The sequence below is a fragment of the Streptomyces sp. C1-1 genome (genome assembly GCF_050214755.1).
GTDB lineage: Bacteria > Actinomycetota > Actinomycetes > Streptomycetales > Streptomycetaceae > Streptomyces.
Genome location: NZ_CP189826.1, coordinates 9,598,701 through 9,618,537, shown reverse-complemented (window position 1 = coordinate 9,618,537; position 19,837 = coordinate 9,598,701). Strand labels below are relative to the sequence as shown.

Genomic DNA, 19,837 nt, shown 5'->3' with positions numbered 1-19,837 from the left:
AGGAGAGATCGTGAACAGCACTTCACCGGCCGGTGATCACCGATGACGAAGTGGGTGCCCCTACCCGACGGTGGACGGCCCTCGGGGACTTCCTGTTCCCATGCCTGGACGGCCGACCCGGCGCAGCTGAGTGAGACCTGCCCGCCCTGCGCGGCGCGCGGACGGGCACCGGACGGTCTGCTGCTCTGCCTGACCTGCGGTCACGTGGGCTGCAGCGACGGCTCCCCCGGCGCTCACGCCACGCAGCACTTCGACTCCAGCGGCCACCCGGTGGCACGCTCCCTGGCACGCGGCCAGGAATGGGCCTGGTGCTACGAGGACGAGGTGTACCTGGACCCGCTGCCCGAAGAAGTCGTGCCACACCCCGCCCCGCGGCCGCCCGAGTCCGTCTGGGACTACCCGCGGCCGCCCGCCGTACGGGAGGACGACCGCCTCGTGCGTGTCGAGTGCGCCGGCCATGTGGTGGCGGAGACCAGGAGGTCGGTCCGGGTGCTGGAGACCAGTCATCCCCCGGTGTTCTACATCCCTCCGGAGGACGTCCGTACGGAGTTTCTGCTCCCGGCGGTCTCGGGCCGGACCTGGTGTGAGTGGAAGGGCTCGGCCCGCTACTGGGACGTCGTCGTGGGAGACGACGTACGCGCCCGCGCCGCTTGGAGCTATCCCCGTCCCGAGCCCGACTACGCGGCTCTCACCGACTTCTTCGCCTTCTACCCGAGCCGCATGGACCGCTGCGCGGTCGCCGGAGAGGACGTCACGGCCCAGGAGGGCGACTTCTACGGCGGCTGGATCACGTCGGAGGTGCGGGGGCCGTTCAAGGGCGGGCCGGGCACGCGGTTGTGGTGAAGCGGCGGGGAGGCTGCTCCGAGCCACGGCACGGCTCCTCCCCTTGTCGACAGCCCCGCGCAGCCGCCCGTCAGCCCGTGTGCAGGGCGGCGTACTCGGCGGCCAGTTCGTCCGCCATGCGTGCCACGGAGAACCGCTCGGCGACCAGCTTCCTGCCCGCGGCCGCGTAGCGGCGTCGGTCGTCGGCGGAAGCGGCCGTGATGCGCCGTAGGCCCCGCATCAGCCCTGCCTGACCGGAGGTGTCCATCAGGATGCCGTTGACCTGGTCGCGGAGGTAGTGCGCGACTCCCCCGCGGCGGGGACCGGCCACGGGAAGGCCCGCGTCCATCGCCTCCAGTACCGCGATCCCGAACTCCTCCTTCGCACTCGGGCACACGTACCAGCAGCAGGCGTCCGTCGTGCGCTGCGTCAGGGCACGCTGCAGGCGGCGTACCTCCGCGTTCGGCAGGGCGGGCAGCAGCGCCAGCCGTCCGGCGGCCTGCGGGCACGCGGCGAGCAGTGCGTCGATACGGCGCCGGATGTCGTCCTCGACGGCCGTGCCGGCGCCGGGACTGCCGCCGACGAGGACCAGGGTCGTGGTGCGGTGGGCGCCCGTCGCCAGCCAGGCCCGGACCAGGAGGTCCTGCTGCTTGACCGGGTGGAGTCGGCCCACGCACAGCAGCACGGGCAGTTCACGGTCCCGGGGGTCCAGGGCGTCGGGGCGTGTCCCGTCCCGGTAGAGCCGTTCCAGCGCCTCGCGCCGCCGGTCGTCCTCGTCGGGTGCGGGCCGGTAGGGGGCGATGCCTTCGGGCGGCGCGCTGGGCCCGCGTCCTTCGTTGAGCCGGGCGAGGCCGGGGAAGTGGCGGACGAGTTCGCGTGTGCCGCCGCGTCCGGGGATGCCGACGACCGTGTCCGCGCGCTCGACGAGCCGGTCGGCCAGGAACACCCGGTGCAGATCGTGCCGCAGTGCCTCCGCCGCCGTCGGGTCGGCCGGATCGCTCGCGGCATGGCGCTCGGCGAATCCGCGATGCGGGTCGGGTGTGGCCGTGAAGACCAGCGCGGCGCTCAGGCGCTCGGCGGCGTCGGCGAGCGCGAGGCTGCCGTCGTCGGCGTATCTGACGTGCAGGACGTCCAAGGGCCGTGGCATTCCGCCGAGCAGACGGGCCGCCCGCCAGGTGAGTGCGGGGCGGTGGCGGTGCATCTCCGGCTGGGCGGGGGCTGAGGGCGTGTCCACGGGAAGCCGCAGGACCCACTGCCCGGGCGCGCGTTCGTGGGCGAGCCGGTCGTCGGCCGCCAGGTCCTCGTGCCCGGCCGTCACGACCGTGATCACGCCGGCTATTCCGTCGGTCGCGGCCAGTCGGTCGCCGAGCCCGCCCAGCAGCACCGCCAGTCCACCGCTCAGTCCCTGCCCGGGGGTGTCCAGGCCGCCCAGCAGCATGCTCTGGGCGACCAGCCGGCCCGCGGGCCCGTCCCGCTCCGGGCCGAGCACGGGCGCCGGCGGCGCCAGCAGAAGCCGTTCGTAGACATCCCCGGCCTCGGAAGGGCCGGGCAGGTGAGCCGAACCGCCGGGGAGCTGACGCAGGTACCGCCACGCGGAGTGGCGTACTGCCCGGTGGGTGCTCTTGCGCGCGAGGGACGCGCACGCGGACGGGGTGAGGGGATGCAGGCCGGCGGCCACCGCGAGGTCCAGAAGGTGGCCCGCGGCCGGTCCGTCGCAGGACTCGCCGAGCATGGCGCGCAGCACGTCCTCGGCGTGCCGGGGGCCGTGCCAGCGCACGGTCTCCGGCCACAGCTCCGTCAACACGGCCATGAGCCGTGGGTCGCCCTCCCGGTGGGCGAGCAGGGCCTCCGGCGTCAGCGGTACGCCCAGGCGGGCCGCGCGGCGCAGTCCCGCCACGGCCTTGTCCCGGCGGGCGACGCCGGGCCCGTCGCCGGGCGGCACGGCCCGTGGCCGCAGCCCGTACTCGGCTTCCAGCAGCCTCGCTAGTTCGCCCGTCGCGCCCGGAAGGCGTCGGTCGTGTCTCGGCTCGGGGAGGTGTGCGGTCCAGCCGGAGCCGTTGAAGAACGCGGTTCGGGCGGTCACCAAGGGGTCACGGTCCCCGTGGCCGACTCCTGCTGACCGTCCGGGGTCGTGGGCCGCCGAGGGGGGTGCGTAAGCGGTGCCGGCCACGGGTTCTCCTGTCTCAGGGACGGCGCTGACCTCTGTGGTTCCCGGGGTGTCGGCCTTCTGGATGCACCTGCCTGCGGTGCTGATCGCCACAGCGTCCGACCTGCCCGAACGTGGCTACGATGCGCTGGCGCCGCTCCGACGGGCAGCGGACGGAACATGTCTGGCCGAGGGGTTCGCATGCCGCGTGTCGTTGTCGTCAGTCCGCCCTTCATGTCCCATGCGCGGCCGTTGTCGGTGCTGGCCGGTGCCCTGCGCCTGCGCGGTGCGGACGTGTACTTCGCCTGTGCTCCGGCGTTCGAGCACCTGGCCCGGGAGGCGGGGGTGGGCTTCGAGTCGCTGTCCGTGACGCGCAACGCCAACACCGGGGTGGCCGAGGCGACCGAGCAGGGCGCTCGGGAGGCTGCCCGGCTCGCGGAGTTCCTCGACGCCACCCGGGAGGGTGCCGTAGCCGCGTTGCTGGCCCAGGCCCGCCACCGGCGCGCGGACATGCTGGCCGACCCGGACGGCGTGCTCGACGCGCTGCGCTCGGCCGACCGGCGGCTACGACCCGACTGGTACGTCGTGGACCAGCTCAGCTACCCGGTCACCCTGGCGCTGCACTGCCTGGGACTGCCGTACGCGACCTTCTGCCCCGGGCATCCCAGCTACGTGCTCTGCGGTCCCGATGCCTACTTCGGCGTCCCCTACGCCTGGCCCGACGCGCTGCGGCCCGATGCGGAGCGGCTGCGGGAACTGCAGGCCGCGGCGCGGCAGAACGACGAGGCCTTCACCGCCCTGTTCGCGGCCTTCGCCCGGCGACAGGCACCCTCCCGGCCGGCTCCGGGCCGGGCCTTCGCCCTGAGCTCACCGCACGCCGTCGTCTACGCCTACCCGGCGTTCCCGTGGCTGCCGGCGCCTCCACCGGGCCCGGCGCGCCTGTTCGCCGGGCACATGGCCGCCGTCCCGGACCCCCTCGACGCGGAATGGGACGCGCGGCTGAAGATGCTGCGTACGAGCGGAGAGCGCGTCGTCCTCGTCGCGCTCGGCACGTTCCTGTCCGCGCGCGACGACGTCCTGCGCACCGTCGTCGAGGGACTGCTCGAGGGCATGCCGGAGGTGTCGGTCGTCGTCGCGGCCGGAGAACGGGCCGCCGCGCTGGACGACCTCGCCGGCGCAAGGGCCGTGGTGGTGCCTTCGGTGCCGCAGCGTGCGCTGCTGGAGCGTGTGGACGCGATGGTGCATCACGGTGGCAGCAACTCCTTCACCGAGTGCCTGCGGGCGGGTGTGCCCGCGGTGGTACTGCCGTTCTCCAGCGACCAGTTCTCCGTGGCCCGGGACGCGGAGCGCGCGGGCGCCGGTGTGGTGCTCGACCCGAACAGGCTGTCGCCGGCCGACGTCCCCGCGGCGCTGAAGACACTGTGGCTCACCGTGAGCCCGCGCATGCCCCAACTGGCCGCGTCGGTACGGCGGCGGGGGCCCGGGTGGGCGGCCGGGAAGCTGCTGGCCGCCATGGGCCGGCATTCGTCGACGGACTGATGCGCACCGCCGGCGTGCCACGGTGGGTCAGCCGAGCCGCGTGCCGGACGCGGGCAGGGGCACCGGCGCGCCGAAGACCACCGGAACGCCGGGCGCGTACAGAACACTCACGGGCTCGCCCTGCGGCCTCGACAGACCCGCCGCCGCGACCAGGTCGTCCTTCCACCCCAGCAGGGTGCACCTGCGGAAGGACCAGGCGGGGTGGGCGTTGGGCAGGTAGTAGGTGCGCCCGAGGAACCGCTCGTGCAGCCCCCACCGCTGGGTGAGGAACGCCTCGAGCGGTCCCGCCGCCACCGGCTCGTCCTCCACGTCCAGCCACACACGTGCCCCCGCACGCGCACCTTGGCGCCGATTCGTGCTGTACAGCAGCCGGTTGTCGAACCACTGGCTGCTGATGCGGGACCACCGGTAGGGCAGTCCGAAGGCGCCACGCGCGGTCAGTACGGGCAGCAGCCGGTCGCAGTCGAGCGAGCGGAAGACCACCCCGCGTCGGCCCGAGGCGTCGCGGCTGTAGAGCCGGACGTTGACCTCGCCGAAGCTCCCCAGGTACGGCAGGGCGGGCGTCCGGCCGAAGGCGAGGTCGTCCATGCGGAAGAAGACCAGGCCGACGTACGCCCGGCCCTGGTGCAGGTCGGGCACGGTGCCGGCCGGCAGCAGCCGGGCCACCTCGAACGGGTCGGCCGTCCAGTGCAGGAACACCAGGTCCCACCACTGCTGCCGGAACAGCACGCGCCGCACCGTATGGGGAGCCAGAGGTGTCAACGCCTCCGCGGGCCGGGCGTGGTGGGACGGAGGGCTGTACGCGAGACGTATTCTCGGCATGCCCGCCCTACCGCACCACTTCGAGCGCCGTACCGGAGCCGGGGCGCACCAGTTTCGCCCCTTCGGAGAGCGCCTGCACGATGGTGTCCACGGCCTCCTGGACCGCCAGGCCCCGCGGCAGCGGCGGCGCTTCGCCCACGACGGCGCGCCCGGCGAAGCCCGTGTCCATGTGAGGCAGGTTGATCTCCAGCACGCTCACTCCCCTGCGCCGCTGCTCGCGGCGGACGGCGGTCAGCCAGGTGGCCAGCGCCGCCTTGGCGGCGGCGTAGTCCGCCATCCGGGCCGGTGCCGACTCGGCCACGATCCCGGTGACGGCGGCGAGGACACCGCCCTCGGACACCCGGTCCACGGCGGCCCGCAGGAACGCCATGGGGGCGAGCGCGTTCACCGCCATCAGATGTTCGGAGACCGCGTCCTCCACGTCGCCGGCCGGCCCGAAGGCCGCGACACCGACGCACACGACGACACCGTCCAGGCCGCCGAGCTCCGCCAACCTCTCTTCGTGGACGGGAGGTTCAGCAGCCGCCGGTCGAGGCCGGGGCACCGATGCCGATCTGGAGCGTGGCCGGGGCGGCGCAGCACCCGCCGCCTTCACCGCCCTGTGCGGCGTCGGGGTCGTCGAACAGACCGGCGCCACCGCACACGCCGGTTTCCGGCAGGGTCAACTCGACGCGTTCGGCGGCCTCTTGGTCCCCGGCGATGGCGGCGGTGATGGAGCGGACCTGCTCGTAGCCGGTCATCGCGAGGAACGTGGGGGCACGGCCGTAGGACTTCATGCCGACCAGGTAGACGCCCTGCTCGGGATGGGAGAGCTCGTTGACGCCGTGCGGGTAGACGGTGCCGCAGGAGTGGACGTTCGGGTCGATCAGCGGGGCCAGCGCGGTCGGGGCCTGCAGGCGCTCGTCGAGGCCCAGGCGGACCTCGGAGAGGAACGACAGGTCGGGGCGGAAGCCGGTCAGGACGATCACCTCGTCGACCGGGTCGAGGCGGCGGCCGTCCTCGGCGACCAGGACCAGACGGTCGTCGCTGTCACGCTCCACGGCCTCGACGCGGAAGCCCGTGGCCGCGCCGGCGTGTCCGCTGTCGACGGCTGCTTTGGCACGCAGCCCCAGGGCGCCGCGTGCGGGGAGCTGGTCGGCCTCGCCGCCGCCGTAGGTGTCCGTGCCGATGCCGCGCCGGAGGATCCACACCGCGTGCGTGGCGTCGTCCTCCTCCGCCAGGTCGGCGAGGTGGGCCAGGGCGGTGAAAGCCGAGGCGCCCGAGCCGACGACTGCGGTCCGCTTGCCTGCGTACCGGGCGCGGACGGACGGGTCACTCAGGTCGGGTACGCGGTAGGAGACGCGGTCGGCGGCGGCCTTCTCGCCGAGGGCGGGCAGTCCGTCCGCTCCCATCGGACCGGGGGTGGACCAGGTGCCGGAGGCGTCGATGACGGCGCGGGCGGTGATCCGCTCCTCGCGGCCGTCCGTGGTGCGAAGGTGCACGGTGAAGGGCTGCTCGTCGCGGCCGGAGTCGACGATGCGGTCTCGGCCCGCGCGGGCGACGCCGGTGACCGTGGCGCCGTAGCGGACCTTGTCGCCCAGGACGTCGGCGAGCGGCTGCAGGTACTTCTCGGCCCAGTCGCCGCCGGTCGGGTAGGCGGCACTGTCGGGGCGGGTCCAGCCGGTCGGGGCGAGCAGCTTCTCGGCGGCGGGGTCGGTGACCTCGGCCCAGGGCGAGAACAGCCGCACATGCGCCCAGGCCCGTACGGCGGTGCCGGCGGACGGTCCGGCCTCCAGGACCAGCGGTTCGATGCCGCGCTCGACGAGGTGGGCAGCGGCGGCCAGGCCGATGGGACCGGCGCCGACGACCACGACGGGCGGCTGGTCGGTCGCGGGCACGCTGTTGATGGGCACAGCCACGGGATTCCCCTTTGCTTCGACATTCGTCGATGAGTACGCGGCCAGCATGGCAATGGATTCGATGAAAGTCAATATAGACGTTAATCGAATCAGTAAGGTTGGTTCGACATGTGTCAACATAGATGCATGTCGAACACCAAGGTGCTGCCGCTGCTGGAGCCCGCCGTCGGTGAGGGGGCGGCACCATGCTGCCCGCCCCTCACCGAGCGCCCGTTCACCGCGGACGAGGCGGAGACCGCCGCGCGCATGTTCAAGGCTCTCGGTGATCCGGTGCGGCTGCGGCTGTTCTCCGCGGTCGCCTCGCACGAGGGCGGCGAGGCGTGCGTGTGCGACATCTCCGACGTCGGCGTCTCACAGCCGACCGTCTCCCACCATCTGAAGAAGCTCAAGGACGCCGGCCTCCTCAGTTCCGAACGGCGCGGCACCTGGGTCTACTACCGGGTCGAGCCGTCCGTACTGGCCACGATGGGCAGGCTGCTGACGCTTCCGCCGTCGGCGACGTGAGCGGGATGCGGGGCTCCACGCAGCCCCGGTCCTTCTGTCGCCCACGCCCACCGCGGCGGCGCCCCGACGCCGGAGTGGTCCGGGCAGTCCCTCAACCCTCCTGCGGCGCGAGGACGCGTTGCCGGGCGGCTGCGAACTTGCGCCGCCAGGCGAGGGAGACGTAGACGAGCGCGACCAGGACGGGTACCTCGATCAGCGGGCCGACGACGCCGGAGAGTGCCTGGCCGGACGTGACTCCGAAGGTGGCGATGGCCACCGCGATCGCCAGCTCGAAGTTGTTGCCCGCGGCGGTGAAGGCGAGGGTGGCGGTGCGGTCGTAGGCCAGGCCGATGGCCTTGCCCAGGGCGAAGGTGCCGAACCACATGATCGCGAAGTAGGCCAGCAGCGGCAGTGCGATGCGGGCCACGTCCAGGGGCTGGGAAGTGATCGTCTTTCCTTGCAGTGCGAACAGGACGACGATCGTGAAGAGCAGGCCGTACAACGCCCACGGGCCGATCCTCGGCAGGAAACGCGTTTCGTACCCTTCGCGGCCCAGCTTCCTTTCGCCGATGCGGCGGGTGAGGAATCCGGCCAGCAGCGGGACACCGAGGAAGATGACGACGTTCAGGGCGATCTTCCCCATGGAGATGTCCAGATGCCGACCGTCGCCCAATCCCAGCCAGCCTGGCAGCAGTTCGAGGTAGAACCAGCCGAGCAGGCCGAACGCGAGGACCTGGAAGACGGAGTTGAGCGCGACCAGGACGGCGGCAGCCTCCCGGTCGCCGCAGGCGAGGTCGTTCCAGATGATGACCATGGCGATGCAGCGGGCGAGCCCGACGATGATCAGGCCGGTGCGATACTCGGGCAGGTCCGGCAGGAAGATCCACGCCAGCGCGAACATCACGGCCGGGCCGATCAGCCAGTTGATGACCAGCGACGAGATCATGAGCCGCCGGTCGCCGGTGACGGCGTCGAGTCTGTCGTAGCGGACCTTGGCCAGGACCGGGTACATCATGATCAGCAGGCCGACGGCGATCGGCAGGGATACGCCGCCGATCTCGACCTCGGCGAGGGCGTCGTTCAGGCCGGGTACCGCCCGGCCCAGACCGAGGCCGGCGGCCATGGCGGCCAGGATCCAGACCGCGAGGAATCGGTCGAGCGTCGACAGCTTCGCGACGACCGAGGACTCCCCGGTGGTCGTGGCTTCTGTGCGGGTCACGGGCAGGCCCTCTTGTTGTCGGCGGCGCGGCGGGCGGACTCGGCCAGTCCGGCGAACTGGCCGGCGAGCGAGGCGATGACGTCGGGACGCAGCCTGTAGTACAGGTACCGGCCACACGGTTCGGTCTCCACGACCCCCGCCTCACGCAGCACTCTCAGGTGGTTGGAGACATTGGTCTGCTTCGCACCGGTCTCCTCGATGAGGTGGGTGCTGCAGAGCGTCTCCTGGGCCAGCAAAGTGACGATCCGGAGGCGGAGCGGGTCCGCGAGAACCCGCATCAGGTCAGGGTCGACCGAGGTCATCATGGGCTGATACTGTCACATCATTCTGCACTGATACCAGCCAGCACTGATCCGCGGGATGCGCATCGCCGCAGTATCCTGCCGCTCCTGCGTTCTTGGTCCATCGACGAAGGAAGAACGATGTCCTCCAGCCCGCTCGCGTCCGTGCTGTTCGTCTGCGTCCACAACGCCGGGCGTTCGCAGATGGCCGCCGGATTCCTCGACCACCTGGCGGGCGACCGGATCGAGGTCCGCTCCGCCGGCTCCGTCCCCGGTGACCAGGTCAACCCGGCAGCGGTCGAGGCCATGCGGGAGGTCGGCGTCGACATCGCCGCGGCCACGCCGAAGATCCTGACCACCGAGGCCGTCCAGGCGTCCGACTACGTCATCACCATGGGCTGCGGCGACGCCTGCCCGGTCTTCCCCGGTAAGACCTACCTCGACTGGGCCCTGGAGGACCCGGCGGGCAAGGGCGTCGAGGCCGTACGCCCCATTCGCGACGAGATCCAGAAGCGCGTCGAGGCCCTGATCGCCGAGATCGACACGCTGTCTGGAAGCGCCGAGTGACGATCTCGATCCGGCCCGCCCGGGACGAGGAAGCCGGCTTCCTGACCGAGCTGGCGCTTCGTTCGAAGGCCCACTGGGGGTATGACGCCGAGTTTCTTGCGTCGTGTCGCGAGGAACTCACCCTCAAAGGTCCCGAACTCGCCGGCCGTCGCACGGCCGTTGCGGAGCGCGACGGCGACGTCGTGGGCTTCGTGACCTTGGAGGGCGAGCCACCGCAGGGGGTCCTCGGCATGATGTTCGTCGAGCCCCGTGCCATTGGGCAGGGTGTCGGCCGACTGCTGTTCACTCATGCGGTGGAGACTGCCGAGGCGCTGGGCTTCAGCCGGTTCACCATTGACGCGGACCCGAACGCGGAGCCTTTCTATGAGGCCATGGGAGGCGTCCCGGTCGGCCGTGTGCCGTCCGGGTCGATCCCTGGTCGGACCCTCACCCAGTACCTGCGCAGGATCCAGAGCTGAAGTCCCGCCGGTCGGCCGACGTCCCGCCTCACCCGTTCGCACGGGCGGGACACGATACCTGTGCGACGAGGGGGCTACGGCAGTACGACGATCTTGCGTCCCTGGCCTGCAGCGAACTGGTCGAGCGCCTGCGGGTATTGAGTCAGGGGCATGCGGTGGCTGATGAAGATCTGGGGATCGAGGACTCCCGTCGCGAAGAGTTCCGCCGCCCGCTCGTAGCTGTGCAGGACGGCCATGGAACCGGTGATGGTGATTTCCTGGTTGTAGATGCGGTACGGCGAGATGGTGGCCGTCGTCGCGTAGTCCGAGACACCGAACTGCAGGAAGGTGCCGGCCTTGGCGACGCGTTCCAGGCCGTCCTGGATGGCTGCGGCGTTGCCGGTCGCGTCGATCACCACGTCCCAGCCCTGCGGGTGGCCCAACTCGTCGGCGTTCGCGGCTGCTTGGGAGCAGCCCAGCTTCTCGGCGGTCGCCAGGCGCTCGGCGTTGATGTCGACGACGTCCACCGAGGCGGCGCCGGTGCGCTTGGCGAGTTCCAGCATCATCAGGCCCATGGTCCCGCTGCCGTAGATCAGCACGTGCGCGCCGAGTCTGCTGTTGAGGACGTCGTAGCCGCGCACGGCGCAGGACAGGGGTTCGATCAGGGCCGCGTCCTGGACGTCCACGTGGTCGGGCAGCCGTACGCAGTTGGCGACGGGTGCCACGGCGTACTCGGCGGCGCCTCCCGCCACGGTCACGCCGATCGCCTGCCAGCGGTCGCACAGGTTGTTGCGGCCGACCCGGCAGTAGCGGCACTCGTTGCAGTACAGCGAGGGGTCTACGGCGACCCGGTCGCCGAGGGCGAGTTCGGTGACCTCGCTGCCGAGGCCGACGACCTCGCCGGCGAACTCGTGGCCCGGGACGACGGGGAGGGTCGGCGCGAACTCCCCCTGAAGGATGTGCAGGTCGGTTCCGCACAGTCCGCAGGCCGCCACGTCGACCACGACTTCGCGCGGCCCGGGAGTGGGGTCGGGCACCGTGGTGACGGTGACCTGGCCGGGGGCTTCGATGACGGCGGCTTTCACTTGACTGCTCCTAGGGACAGGCCGCGGACCAGTTTGTCCTGGGCGGCGAAACCGGCGATGAGCACGGGCAGGGACACCAGCGTGGCGGCGGCGCAGAGCCGGGCGAGGAAGAGGCCCTCGCTGGTGATGAAGCCGACCAGGAAGACCGGCGCGGTCGAGGCGTTGGTCGCGGTGAGGTTGACCGCGAACATGAACTCGTTCCAGCTGAAGATGAAGCAGATCAGCGCGGTCGCGGCGAGCCCGGGCATGGCGACGGGGGCGACGACCCGCCACAGCACGGTGAGCAGGTTGGCGCCGTCGACCTCGGCGGCCTCCAGGATCTCCTTGGGGACCTCGGCGAGGAAGGAGCGCATCATCCACACCGCGATGGGGAGGTTCATGGCGGTGTAGAGGACGATCAGGGTCCAGACGTTGTCGAGCATCCCGGCGTCCTTGACGATCAGGTACACCGGCAGCAGGGCCGCGATGGCCGGCAGGAACTTGGTGGACAGGAAGAAGAACATCACGTCCGTCCACTTCCGCACCGGCTTGATGGACAGCGCGTAGGCCGTGGGGACGGCCAGGGCGAGGACCAGCAGGGTCGAAATGACGCTGGCCATGGCCGAGTTGAGGAGGAACGGGGTGATGTCGCGGCTGAACAGCAGCTTGTACTGGTCGAAGGTGAGGGGCGCGAGGAGGCTGGGCGGGTTGGTGGCCGCGTCGGCCTCCTGGTGGAAGGAGGTGAGGACCATCCAGGCCACCGGCGCGAAGAACGCCAGCGTCGCGAGCCAGGCCACGAACGTCCACAGCGGGGACAGCTTCGGCGCACCGCCGTGGTCGTCTCGGCGGCGGACGAGTTTCCTCAGCCTCGCGCCGGGCAGGGTTGTCGCTGCGTGAGCGGTCATCGGGACACCTCCTCGCGGAACAGGGACGCGATGGTGCGCAGCGCGAAGGTCGCGATCACGATCGAGCCCAGGACGACGACCACGCCGGCGGCGGCCGCCTGGCCGTACTCGTACTTGCGGAACATGGTCAGGTAGATCTCGTAGGGCAGGTTGGTGGTCTGGGAGCCGGGGCCGCCCTGGGTGATCGTGTAGACCGCGTCGAAGGTCTGCACGACGTAGATGGTGCCGAGCAGGACGCCCAGTTCGATGTACTGGCGCAGGTGCGGCAGCGTGATGTGGCGGAAGGTCTGCAGCGCCGACGCCCCGTCCATGCGCGCCGCCTCCAGCACGTCTCCGGGCTGGGCCTGCAGACCGGCCAGCAGGATCAGCATCATGAACGGCGTCCACTGCCACACCAGGGAGATGACGACGGCGGGCATGGGATACGACGAGACCCAGTCGACCGTGGGGCCGTTGGCGGCTCCGAACAGGCGCCATAGGGCGTTCAGGGTGCCGTTGAGCAGCCCGTAGTCGGGGTTGTAGATCGCGTGCTTCCACAGCAGCGCCGCCGCGACCGGCATGACCAGGAACGGCGCGATGAGCATCGTCCGTGCCAGGCCCCGGCCGACGAACCGCCGGTCCAGCAGCATGGCCAGACCGAGGCCCAGGACCACGCTGATGAGCACCACCGACGCGGTGAGGACGACGGTGTTGAGGACCGCCGTGCGCAGCCGCTCATCGGTGAAGACGAACTTGAAGTTGGACAGGCCCACGAAGTGCCGCTCGCCCGGCTTGAGGATGTTCCACTGCAAGGTGGAGATCACGAGCGTGGCCACGAAGGGCAGTTGGGTCACGATGATCGTGAAGACCAGCGCCGGCAGCAGCGGGAAGCGGCGCTTCCACGCGCCGGCGCCCTGGGATGTGCGCGGGCGGACGGGAGGGGACGCTGTCTTGGGTGGGGCGGTGAGCGTGGTCATGAATGGTTCCTCCGCCGATGACGGCCGGGGTGGGGAAGCGGTGCCCGGCCGATGCGGGGCCGGCCGGGCGGTGAAGGTCACTTCTGGTAGTTCTTGGCGACGTCCGCGGCGAGCTTCTGGCCGTCGTTCAGCGCCTTGTCCACGCTGGTCTTGCCGGCGATGGCGGCGGAGATCTCCTGGGTGACCTTCGTGCCCAGGTCCTGGAACTCCGGGATGGCCACGTACTGGACACCGACCGTCGGGCGCGGCTGGACGCCCGGGTTGGCCGGGTCGGCCTGCTCGATGGACTTCAGGGTGATGTCACCGAACGACCCGGCGGCCTTCTGGTACTGCGGAATGGCGTACGTGCTGGCCCGCTTGCCGGAGGGAACCCGGGCCCAGCCCAGCTTCTGGCCGACCAGGTTCTCGTACTTCTTGCTGGATGCCCACAGCATGAACTTCGCCGCGGCGTCCGCGTTCTTGGTGGTCTTGGGCATGGCCCAGGCCCAACTCCACAGCCATCCGCTGCTCTTGGTCTGGGCGGTCGGGGCGTAGGCGTAGCCGACGTGACCGGCGATCTTGCTGGACGCGGGGTCTTCCAGGGATCCGGCGGCGCTGGTGGCGTCGTACCACATGGCGACCTTCTTCTGGCTCATGGCGTTGAGGCACTCGGTGAAGCCGGACTGCGCCGCGCCCGCCTCGCCGTGCTTCTTGACCAGGTCCACGTAGAAGTTGGTGGCCTTCTTGAACGCGGGGCTGTCGACCTGCGCCTTCCAGTCCTTGGTGAACCAGGTGCCGCCGAAGGTGTTCACCATGGTGGTCAGCGGTGCGCCGAGCTCGCCCCAGCCGGCCAGACCGCGCAGGCAGATACCCCGCATGCCGGGCTCGGCGCCGTCGACCTTGGCCGCGATGTCGGCGACCTGCTGCCAAGTCGGATGCTCGGGCACCGTGACGCCCTTCGCCTTCATGACGTCCTTGTTGTACATGAGGAAGGACGACTCGCCGTAGAACGGAAGGGCGTACAGCTTGCCGTCGGCGCCGGACAGTGACTGCACCATGGGCTTGAGCAGATCGGCCTTGTCGAAGCCCGTGTCCTTGTCGGCGTAGGAACCCAGTTCGTGCAGCCAGCCGTTCTTGGTCCAGATCGGTACCTCGTAGGCGCCGATGGTGGCGACGTCGTACTGGCCGGCCTGGGTGGCGATGTCCTGGGTGACCTTGTCGCGCAGTTCGTTCTCGGGAAGGATGGTGAAGTTGACCTTGATGCCGGTGTCCTTGGTGAACGTGCTCTTGGTCAGCTTGGCGATGTCCTCCATCTGCGGGTTGCCGACCATCAGCACGTTGATGCTCTTGCCGCCGCCACCGGAGCTCGACGAACCACCCGCGCCGCTGCAGGCGACCAGCAGTGAGCCGGCGGCCGTGGCCGTGGCGAGGAGTTGGATCATTCTCCGTGTACGCATGACTGACTCCAGGGGTGTTCGAGGGCATGGGGAACCAGGCCCAGGGCCTTGAGGGTGGGATGTGCGAGAGGTGGGCTGCGGCTCAGGCCTGGATGACCTGGGGGCCCAGCAGTGCGTAGCGGCGGGCCTCGGAACTGTGCAGTCCCGTGTCGGTGACGATGGCCTCGAAGTCGGTGACCTGCGCGAAACGGCAGAAGCTGACGGCACCGAACTTGGTGTGGACGCCGGAGAACACCCGGCGTTCGGCGACCCGCATGACCTCGGCCTTCAGTGCGCCGACCGCGGGGTCGGGAGTGGTGAGTCCGTACTCGCGGGAGATGCCGTTCGCGCCGACGTACGCCAGGTCGATGACGAAGCCGGACAGCATGCGGGTGGCCCAGTGGTCGACGGTGGCCAGCGTTCCGCCGCGCACCCGGCCGCCGAGCAGCAGCACGTTGATGTTCTCGGCGGATGCCAGGGCGCCGGCGGTGGACAGCGAGGCGGTGACCACGGTCAGTGGCCGGTCGCGGGGAAGGGCGGCGGCGATGAGCTGGGGGGTGTAGCCCTCGTCGATGTAGACGGTCTCCGCGTCGCCGAGGAGTTCCACCGCGGCGGCCGCGATGCGGGACTTCTCGGGGACGTGCATGGTGGTTCGGAAGGCGAGCGTGGTCTCGAAGCCCGCGCTCTCCACGGGGTGTGCGCCGCCGTGCGTGCGCCGGACCAGCCCGTGTCTTTCCAGTGCGTTGAGGTCTCGCCGCACGGTCTCCTTGGAGACTTTCAGCTCGACGGCGAGTTGCCCGACGTCGACGGAGCCGTCACGGCGTGCCGATTCCAGGATTCCACGTCTTCGTTCCTCGGTGTCCACGGCGACACCTCCGTTCCACGGCTCCGCGTTGTGTGCCCGAGTGGGCCGAGTCCGGAGCCCGTCCCGTGCGGCCTCCGGTGGCCAAATTTCTACAAGGGGACAGCGGCTACTGACCAGGCTCGTCGTAGCGAAGTTCGTGACCGAATGTGACCGTCTTTCGGAGCACGGAATCCCTGCTCGCCGCGGTGGAGCGCGTCGGGGAAAGGGGAACGGGTGACTGCTCGAGGACTGATGCGTGCCCGTTGGGTGCCCGTTTCCGGATGGATCAGGACCGGGGACGGGGACGCGGGGGCGGAAATCCGGTCACCTGAGCCGGCATTCCGTGATCGCCCCGAGAGCCACGGGGACACACGAACGACCCCGGCAGGGATGAGGGCCGCTGCCGCAGGTGTGGTCGTCCCTGTCAGGCGCTCGACGCGATCCACGCCTCGTTGCTGCGGTGCCGGTCCAGGCCCACGGCCTCGAACTCGTCCCCGGCCAGGCTCGCTCGTGCGCCCAGCCGCTGGAGGGCCTGGGAGATGGGGCTGACTGCTCTGGAGAACCGCTTCTTCGCCGGATCTTCCAGCGGTCCCAACGTGAGTGCCCCGTCGGCCCAGACAGCCGCTCGTTGCTCGCCGGCCCCACCGAAGTACTGGGACTCCACATACGCGACGGGTCCCGCGGCGGACCACTGGGCCAGCATCTTGTCGAAGCCGCCCGGCAGCCGCCAGAACCCCAGGGCTGCTTCTTCGCTGCCGTCCGTGACGGCGTCGAAGACCTCATCGGTCATCGGCATCAGTGCCAGACCCTGACGAAGAGGCGCCACCAGGGCTGCAGGGACCTCCCGCGACGCGGCCCGCAGCAACTCGTTGCCCGCGATCACCGCCTGCAATGCGTAACCCACCTCGAACCCTCCACGCGGGTTTCGTGTCCTTCCGGCTCACCCCTGGTCAGGCGCGCACCGGTGCCCGCTCGTCGAGCAGTCCTTCGCCTCGTAGGTCGTCCCAGACCTGGTCCGGGAATTCCGTGGCGAACGCGGCGACGTTGCGGTGTACTTCCTCCGCGGTGCGCATGCCGACCACGATGCCCGAGACGGCCGGGTGGAGCAGGGGGAAGGCCATCGCCAGGGCCGGGAGTGTCACACCGTGTGCTTCGCAGACGTCAGCGATGCGGTGGGCGCGTTCGATCATCTGTGGTGCGGCGGGGGCGTAATCGAAGGTGGCTCCGACCGAGGGGCGGGCCGTGGCGAGGAGGCCGGAGTTGAAGATCGAGGCTGCGAGGACCGAGACTCCCCGATCGGTACACGCGGGCAGCAACTCGTCCAGGGCGCTCTGGTCCAGGAGCGTGTAGCGGCCGGACAGCATCACCACATCGACGTCCGACTCCTCGACCAGCCGGGTCAGCTTGCCGGGGTGGTACATGCCTGCGCCGATCGCGCCCACCACTCCCTGGGCGCGCAGCTCGACGAGGGCCGGCAGGCCCTGGCTCAGCGCGTCCTCGAAGTGCTCCTCCGCGTCGTGCAGTAGCAGCAGGTCGATACGGTCGACGCCCAGCCGCTCGAGCGAGTCCTCCACACTGCGCAGCACACCGTCCCGCGAGAAGTCCCACACTCGACGGTGCGTGGCGGGCACCGCGAAGGCCTCGTCCGTGCGGCCCGCCGGATCCTGCGGGACCAGCAGCCTGCCGACCTTCGTCGACAGGGTCGCCTCCGCCCGCGGCCTGCTCCGCAGTAACCCGCCGACGCGGCGTTCGGAGTGTCCGATCCCGTAGTGCGGAGAGGTGTCGAAGTAGCGAATCCCGCTGTCCCAGGCCGCCTCGAGGGCCTCCGCGGCGGTCTCGTCGTCCAGCGGGGCGAACAGGCCGCCGAGCGGACCACCCCCGAAGCCCAGTTCCGTGACCTGCACACCGCTCTTTCCGAGCCGCCTCAGCCTCATCCGACGTTCCTCTCACACGGCGGGTGATCCGCGATCATCCTGCCGTGGCCCGCGCACCTGTCTCAAAGGGGTTTGTCGAGGTGCGGGATCACCGCACCTCGAGGGATCATGTGGTTCTTGGAATTGCCCATGTCCCACTGAGCGGCTCGGCTCCGGCCGCCACCGTCTGAACCTCCGCTCCGAGGCGTGACTCCGCGGGCCGTCCCCCTTGCACTGGCGGAAGGCAGGACGACCCAGGAGGCGTCCGACGCGCTCCTGGGGCGGATCCGCACGACGGCCGATGCCGCCGACTTCACCGGAGTCGACCTCGTCATCGAAGCGGTCTTCGAGTCGGCACCGCTCAAGCAGCGCCGCGGCCTACGGCGAGCGGTTCCTGCCGTCCGCCTCGCTGGTGGAGCGCGCCGAGCGCGGTGAGATCCTTGCCTGAGCGCGCCCCGGCCGGAGCCTCGCTGCGCACCCGGCTCACCGAGCTCCTGGGCATCGAACACCCCGTCGTCCAGGGGAGGATGATGTGGGTCGGCCGGGCCGACCTGGCCGCCGCCGTCTCCGAGGCGGGCGGCCTGGGCATCGTCACGGCCCTCACCCAGCCCACCCCGGCCGACCTCGGGCGCGAGATCGAGCGCACGCGCAAGCTCACCGACAAGCCGTTCGGCGTCAACCTCACGATCCTGCCGACGATCACGCCCCCGCCGTACGACGAGTATCGGCGGACCATCGTCGACTCCGGGGTGACGATCGTCGAGACGGCGGGGTCGAGCCCGGAACCACACATGGAGTTCTTCGCCGGACACGGCGTCCAGGTGATCCACAGGTGCACGAGCGTCCGGCACGCCGTCACGGCCGAACGACTCGGTGTGGCAGCCGTCTCGATCGACGGATTCGAATGCGCGGGGCACCCCGGTGAGGACGACATACCCGGGCTGATACTGATTCCCGCCGCCGCGGACGCGCTGTCGATCCCTGTCATCGCTTCCGGCGGCTTCTGCGACGGCCGCGGCCTGGCGGCCGCACTCATGCTGGGCGCCGACGGGGTCAACATGGGCACCCGTTTCCTGTGTTCGACGGAGGCACCGGTCGCCGAGCCGGTCGAGCGACGGATCGTCGAGGCCGGCGAGCTCGACACCGACCTTGTCTTCCGCGAGCTGCGCAACACCGCCCGAGTGGCCCGCAACTCGGTCAGCGACAAGGTCGTCCGGATCCTGGCTGACGGCGTTACGTTCCCTGACGTCCAGCACCTGGTGGCCGGTGTGCGCGGGCGCCGGGTCTTCGAGGACGGCGACCTCGAAACCGGCATCTGGTCCGTCGGCCTGTCACAGGGACTGGTGCGTGACATCGCACCGGCGGGGGATCTGGTGGAACGGATCGTGAACGAGGCACACGACGTGATCGGCCGAGTGTTCGAGCTCTTCGCCGACGCCGAGCGGGCACAAGGGCGGACCGTCGTCCCACGCACAAGCGGAGTTCAAGGCCTGTCGCGCCGGTCAACTCGCCCTCCAGCAGGGCGCGTTGTTCGTTTCCGAGACACTTCCGGCCTTCACGCGTGCTCATCAGGGCATGGCATGCGCACCGCTGCACACAACTTGCTCCCTGACCACGGCAAGGCACTCATTTGTTGGATTTCAGCCATCCGGTAGAGAACAATGCACATGTCTTCCGTACTATCGCTAGGACGCAGGTGTGCAGCAGTAACCGCTGCCGCAAACCTGGCTATCAGGATGAACAGCACACGCATGAAATTCCGCACATGCCGCAGCCTGCTACCCACCGGCCGTGGCGCCCGGGAAAGGGTGTGAGCACCATGTCCGAAACCACGACGAGTACCACCGAGTTGACCTCGCAGTACAGCACACAGGTGGCCGGCGACCTTGAGCGCAACCTCAAGGAACAGGAGCGCGTACAGGGCGAGATCGAGGCACTGCAGGCACAGTTGTCCGCCCTGCAGCAGGACCAGACCGTCCTGGTGAACATTCAGCAGGCTCTCGGGGGCCCGGCGGCGTCCGTTCAGCCGGAGGCGGAGGCCGTCGCGGCGGTTCCCGCTCCCCGCAAGCGGAAGACATCGGCCCGACCGGCCGCGAGCAAGCAGGCCCGCGCCGCCAAGTCATCCGCCCCGGCACGTAAGCGGGCCGCCAAGAAGACCGCCGTCGCGTCGCCGGCCGCGCCGTCGCCCTCGACCAAGCTCGTCGATCTCGTCCGCCAACACCTGACCGAACTGCACGAGCCCCGCTCCGCCGCCGAAATCGCGGCCTCTCTGGAACAGCAGCATCCCGAGCGCGAGTTCAAGGCCAAGATCGTGCGTCTCACGCTGGAAGGACTCGTGGCCAAGAACCAGGCCCAGCGCACCAAGCAAGGCAGGTCCGTCTTCTACACCACCCCCGAGACCGCCGAGGCCGCCCAGCGGGACGAGGCGGCGGAAGAGCAGCCCGCCTGACGTCCGTCGGCAAGCCGCTGCGGCGGCTTCCAGGTGATCACGGTGCCGCGCGGAAGGCCCACGCACTGCCGCACTCG

General features: G+C 70.3%; 21 protein-coding genes and 1 pseudogene. 9 read left to right on the top strand and 13 right to left on the bottom strand.

From position 1 onward, the window contains the following. Nucleotides 1–42: 42 nt before the first annotated feature. Nucleotides 43–327: pseudogene (locus tag ACQF4J_RS43925) on the top strand (UBP-type zinc finger domain-containing protein); the annotation flags it as partial. After that, complete coding sequence (locus ACQF4J_RS43920; RefSeq protein WP_427168690.1) at nucleotides 325–843, top strand: DUF427 domain-containing protein; 519 nt, start codon at nucleotides 325–327, stop codon at nucleotides 841–843. The pseudogene ACQF4J_RS43925 and the gene ACQF4J_RS43920, both read left to right, overlap by 3 nt. 70 nt (nucleotides 844–913) lie before the next feature. On the opposite strand, the gene ACQF4J_RS43915 is transcribed toward ACQF4J_RS43920, so the two are convergent. After that, nucleotides 914–2,905 carry a glycosyltransferase gene (locus ACQF4J_RS43915; RefSeq protein WP_427168688.1) on the bottom strand — a complete coding sequence of 664 codons (1,992 nt, stop codon included), beginning with the start codon at nucleotides 2,903–2,905 and terminating at the stop codon, nucleotides 914–916. 264 nt (nucleotides 2,906–3,169) lie between these two features. Here ACQF4J_RS43915 and ACQF4J_RS43910 point away from each other — a divergent pair, with 264 nt between their 5' ends. Then, nucleotides 3,170–4,507, top strand: coding sequence for a glycosyltransferase (locus tag ACQF4J_RS43910; protein ID WP_427168300.1), 1,338 nt, complete (start codon nucleotides 3,170–3,172; stop codon nucleotides 4,505–4,507). Nucleotides 4,508–4,534: 27 nt separating this feature from the next. Here ACQF4J_RS43910 and ACQF4J_RS43905 read toward each other — a convergent pair whose 3' ends face one another. From ACQF4J_RS43905 to ACQF4J_RS43895, 3 genes are all read right to left on the bottom strand, one after another. Further along, a complete protein-coding gene (locus ACQF4J_RS43905; RefSeq protein ID WP_427168299.1) occupies nucleotides 4,535–5,236 on the bottom strand; it encodes a DUF2071 domain-containing protein in 702 nt (233 codons plus the stop codon). A gap of 100 nt (nucleotides 5,237–5,336) precedes the next feature. Then, the gene (locus ACQF4J_RS43900; protein ID WP_351804062.1) at nucleotides 5,337–5,822 is read right to left on the bottom strand and encodes an SDR family NAD(P)-dependent oxidoreductase; all 486 of its coding nucleotides are present in this window, start codon (nucleotides 5,820–5,822) and stop codon (nucleotides 5,337–5,339) included. A gap of 22 nt (nucleotides 5,823–5,844) precedes the next feature. Next, a complete protein-coding gene (locus tag ACQF4J_RS43895) occupies nucleotides 5,845–7,227 on the bottom strand; it encodes an FAD-dependent oxidoreductase (protein ID WP_427168298.1) in 1,383 nt (460 codons plus the stop codon). 126 nt (nucleotides 7,228–7,353) lie between these two features. On the opposite strand from ACQF4J_RS43895, the gene ACQF4J_RS43890 reads away from it, so the two are divergent. Beyond that, the gene (locus tag ACQF4J_RS43890) at nucleotides 7,354–7,731 is read left to right on the top strand and encodes an ArsR/SmtB family transcription factor (protein WP_351573853.1); all 378 of its coding nucleotides are present in this window, start codon (nucleotides 7,354–7,356) and stop codon (nucleotides 7,729–7,731) included. Nucleotides 7,732–7,822: 91 nt separating this feature from the next. Here ACQF4J_RS43890 and arsB read toward each other — a convergent pair whose 3' ends face one another. Further along, nucleotides 7,823–8,929, bottom strand: coding sequence for an ACR3 family arsenite efflux transporter (gene arsB / locus ACQF4J_RS43885; protein ID WP_427168297.1), 1,107 nt, complete (start codon nucleotides 8,927–8,929; stop codon nucleotides 7,823–7,825). Further along, nucleotides 8,926–9,234, bottom strand: coding sequence for an ArsR/SmtB family transcription factor (locus ACQF4J_RS43880; RefSeq protein WP_351573859.1), 309 nt, complete (start codon nucleotides 9,232–9,234; stop codon nucleotides 8,926–8,928). Before ACQF4J_RS43880 ends, arsB begins: the two co-directional genes overlap by 4 nt. A 117-nt stretch (nucleotides 9,235–9,351) precedes the next feature. Here ACQF4J_RS43880 and ACQF4J_RS43875 point away from each other — a divergent pair, with 117 nt between their 5' ends. Beyond that, nucleotides 9,352–9,777 carry an arsenate reductase ArsC gene (locus ACQF4J_RS43875; protein WP_351573862.1) on the top strand — a complete coding sequence of 142 codons (426 nt, stop codon included), beginning with the start codon at nucleotides 9,352–9,354 and terminating at the stop codon, nucleotides 9,775–9,777. Further along, nucleotides 9,774–10,235 carry a GNAT family N-acetyltransferase gene (locus tag ACQF4J_RS43870; protein WP_351573865.1) on the top strand — a complete coding sequence of 154 codons (462 nt, stop codon included), beginning with the start codon at nucleotides 9,774–9,776 and terminating at the stop codon, nucleotides 10,233–10,235. The genes ACQF4J_RS43875 and ACQF4J_RS43870 overlap by 4 nt, the downstream gene beginning before the upstream one ends. 74 nt (nucleotides 10,236–10,309) lie before the next feature. Here the strand turns inward: ACQF4J_RS43870 and ACQF4J_RS43865 are convergent, their stop codons facing one another. The 7 genes from ACQF4J_RS43865 to ACQF4J_RS43835 form a co-directional block, all read right to left on the bottom strand. Next, nucleotides 10,310–11,299 carry a zinc-dependent alcohol dehydrogenase family protein gene (locus ACQF4J_RS43865; protein ID WP_427168296.1) on the bottom strand — a complete coding sequence of 330 codons (990 nt, stop codon included), beginning with the start codon at nucleotides 11,297–11,299 and terminating at the stop codon, nucleotides 10,310–10,312. Next, nucleotides 11,296–12,183: a carbohydrate ABC transporter permease gene (locus ACQF4J_RS43860; protein ID WP_427168295.1), complete on the bottom strand. Its 888-nt coding sequence runs from the start codon at nucleotides 12,181–12,183 to the stop codon at nucleotides 11,296–11,298. Before ACQF4J_RS43860 ends, ACQF4J_RS43865 begins: the two co-directional genes overlap by 4 nt. Next, nucleotides 12,180–13,139: a carbohydrate ABC transporter permease gene (locus ACQF4J_RS43855; RefSeq protein WP_427168294.1), complete on the bottom strand. Its 960-nt coding sequence runs from the start codon at nucleotides 13,137–13,139 to the stop codon at nucleotides 12,180–12,182. The genes ACQF4J_RS43860 and ACQF4J_RS43855 overlap by 4 nt, the downstream gene beginning before the upstream one ends. A 77-nt stretch (nucleotides 13,140–13,216) precedes the next feature. Further along, nucleotides 13,217–14,575 (bottom strand): ABC transporter substrate-binding protein, encoded by a 1,359-nt coding sequence (locus ACQF4J_RS43850; RefSeq protein ID WP_427168293.1) that lies wholly within the window; start codon nucleotides 14,573–14,575, stop codon nucleotides 13,217–13,219. Between the two features lie 82 nt (nucleotides 14,576–14,657). Next, entirely contained in the window at nucleotides 14,658–15,419 is a 762-nt protein-coding gene (locus tag ACQF4J_RS43845) for a DeoR/GlpR family DNA-binding transcription regulator (RefSeq protein ID WP_351584962.1), read from the bottom strand. A gap of 403 nt (nucleotides 15,420–15,822) precedes the next feature. Beyond that, the gene (locus tag ACQF4J_RS43840; protein ID WP_427168292.1) at nucleotides 15,823–16,302 is read right to left on the bottom strand and encodes a hypothetical protein; all 480 of its coding nucleotides are present in this window, start codon (nucleotides 16,300–16,302) and stop codon (nucleotides 15,823–15,825) included. Nucleotides 16,303–16,348: 46 nt separating this feature from the next. Then, a complete protein-coding gene (locus tag ACQF4J_RS43835; protein ID WP_427168291.1) occupies nucleotides 16,349–17,332 on the bottom strand; it encodes an aldo/keto reductase in 984 nt (327 codons plus the stop codon). Between the two features lie 186 nt (nucleotides 17,333–17,518). On the opposite strand from ACQF4J_RS43835, the gene ACQF4J_RS43830 reads away from it, so the two are divergent. The 3 genes from ACQF4J_RS43830 to ACQF4J_RS43820 all read left to right on the top strand — a co-directional run bounded on the left by ACQF4J_RS43830 (nucleotide 17,519) and on the right by ACQF4J_RS43820 (nucleotide 19,760). Continuing rightward, nucleotides 17,519–17,746, top strand: a complete 228-nt coding sequence (locus tag ACQF4J_RS43830) for a 3-hydroxyacyl-CoA dehydrogenase NAD-binding domain-containing protein (RefSeq protein WP_427168290.1) — start codon at nucleotides 17,519–17,521, stop codon at nucleotides 17,744–17,746. After that, nucleotides 17,743–18,966 carry an NAD(P)H-dependent flavin oxidoreductase gene (locus tag ACQF4J_RS43825; protein ID WP_427168289.1) on the top strand — a complete coding sequence of 408 codons (1,224 nt, stop codon included), beginning with the start codon at nucleotides 17,743–17,745 and terminating at the stop codon, nucleotides 18,964–18,966. The genes ACQF4J_RS43830 and ACQF4J_RS43825 overlap by 4 nt, the downstream gene beginning before the upstream one ends. Before the next feature lie 164 nt (nucleotides 18,967–19,130). Then, nucleotides 19,131–19,760 (top strand): hypothetical protein, encoded by a 630-nt coding sequence (locus ACQF4J_RS43820; RefSeq protein ID WP_351806593.1) that lies wholly within the window; start codon nucleotides 19,131–19,133, stop codon nucleotides 19,758–19,760. The last annotated feature ends 77 nt before the right edge of the window (nucleotides 19,761–19,837 follow it).

What these genes read in the sequence shown, in the direction of transcription:
- ACQF4J_RS43855 (WP_427168294.1), bottom strand. Translation starts at nt 13,139, where the DNA reads ATGACCACGCTCACCGCCCCACCCAAGACAGCGTCCCCTCCCGTCCGC.
- ACQF4J_RS43910 (WP_427168300.1), top strand. Translation starts at nt 3,170, where the DNA reads ATGCCGCGTGTCGTTGTCGTCAGTCCGCCCTTCATGTCCCATGCGCGG.
- ACQF4J_RS43835 (WP_427168291.1), bottom strand. Translation starts at nt 17,332, where the DNA reads ATGAGGCTGAGGCGGCTCGGAAAGAGCGGTGTGCAGGTCACGGAACTG.
- ACQF4J_RS43875 (WP_351573862.1), top strand. Translation starts at nt 9,352, where the DNA reads ATGTCCTCCAGCCCGCTCGCGTCCGTGCTGTTCGTCTGCGTCCACAAC.
- ACQF4J_RS43850 (WP_427168293.1), bottom strand. Translation starts at nt 14,575, where the DNA reads ATGCGTACACGGAGAATGATCCAACTCCTCGCCACGGCCACGGCCGCC.
- ACQF4J_RS43880 (WP_351573859.1), bottom strand. Translation starts at nt 9,234, where the DNA reads ATGATGACCTCGGTCGACCCTGACCTGATGCGGGTTCTCGCGGACCCG.
- ACQF4J_RS43860 (WP_427168295.1), bottom strand. Translation starts at nt 12,183, where the DNA reads ATGACCGCTCACGCAGCGACAACCCTGCCCGGCGCGAGGCTGAGGAAA.
- ACQF4J_RS43890 (WP_351573853.1), top strand. Translation starts at nt 7,354, where the DNA reads ATGTCGAACACCAAGGTGCTGCCGCTGCTGGAGCCCGCCGTCGGTGAG.
- ACQF4J_RS43820 (WP_351806593.1), top strand. Translation starts at nt 19,131, where the DNA reads ATGTCCGAAACCACGACGAGTACCACCGAGTTGACCTCGCAGTACAGC.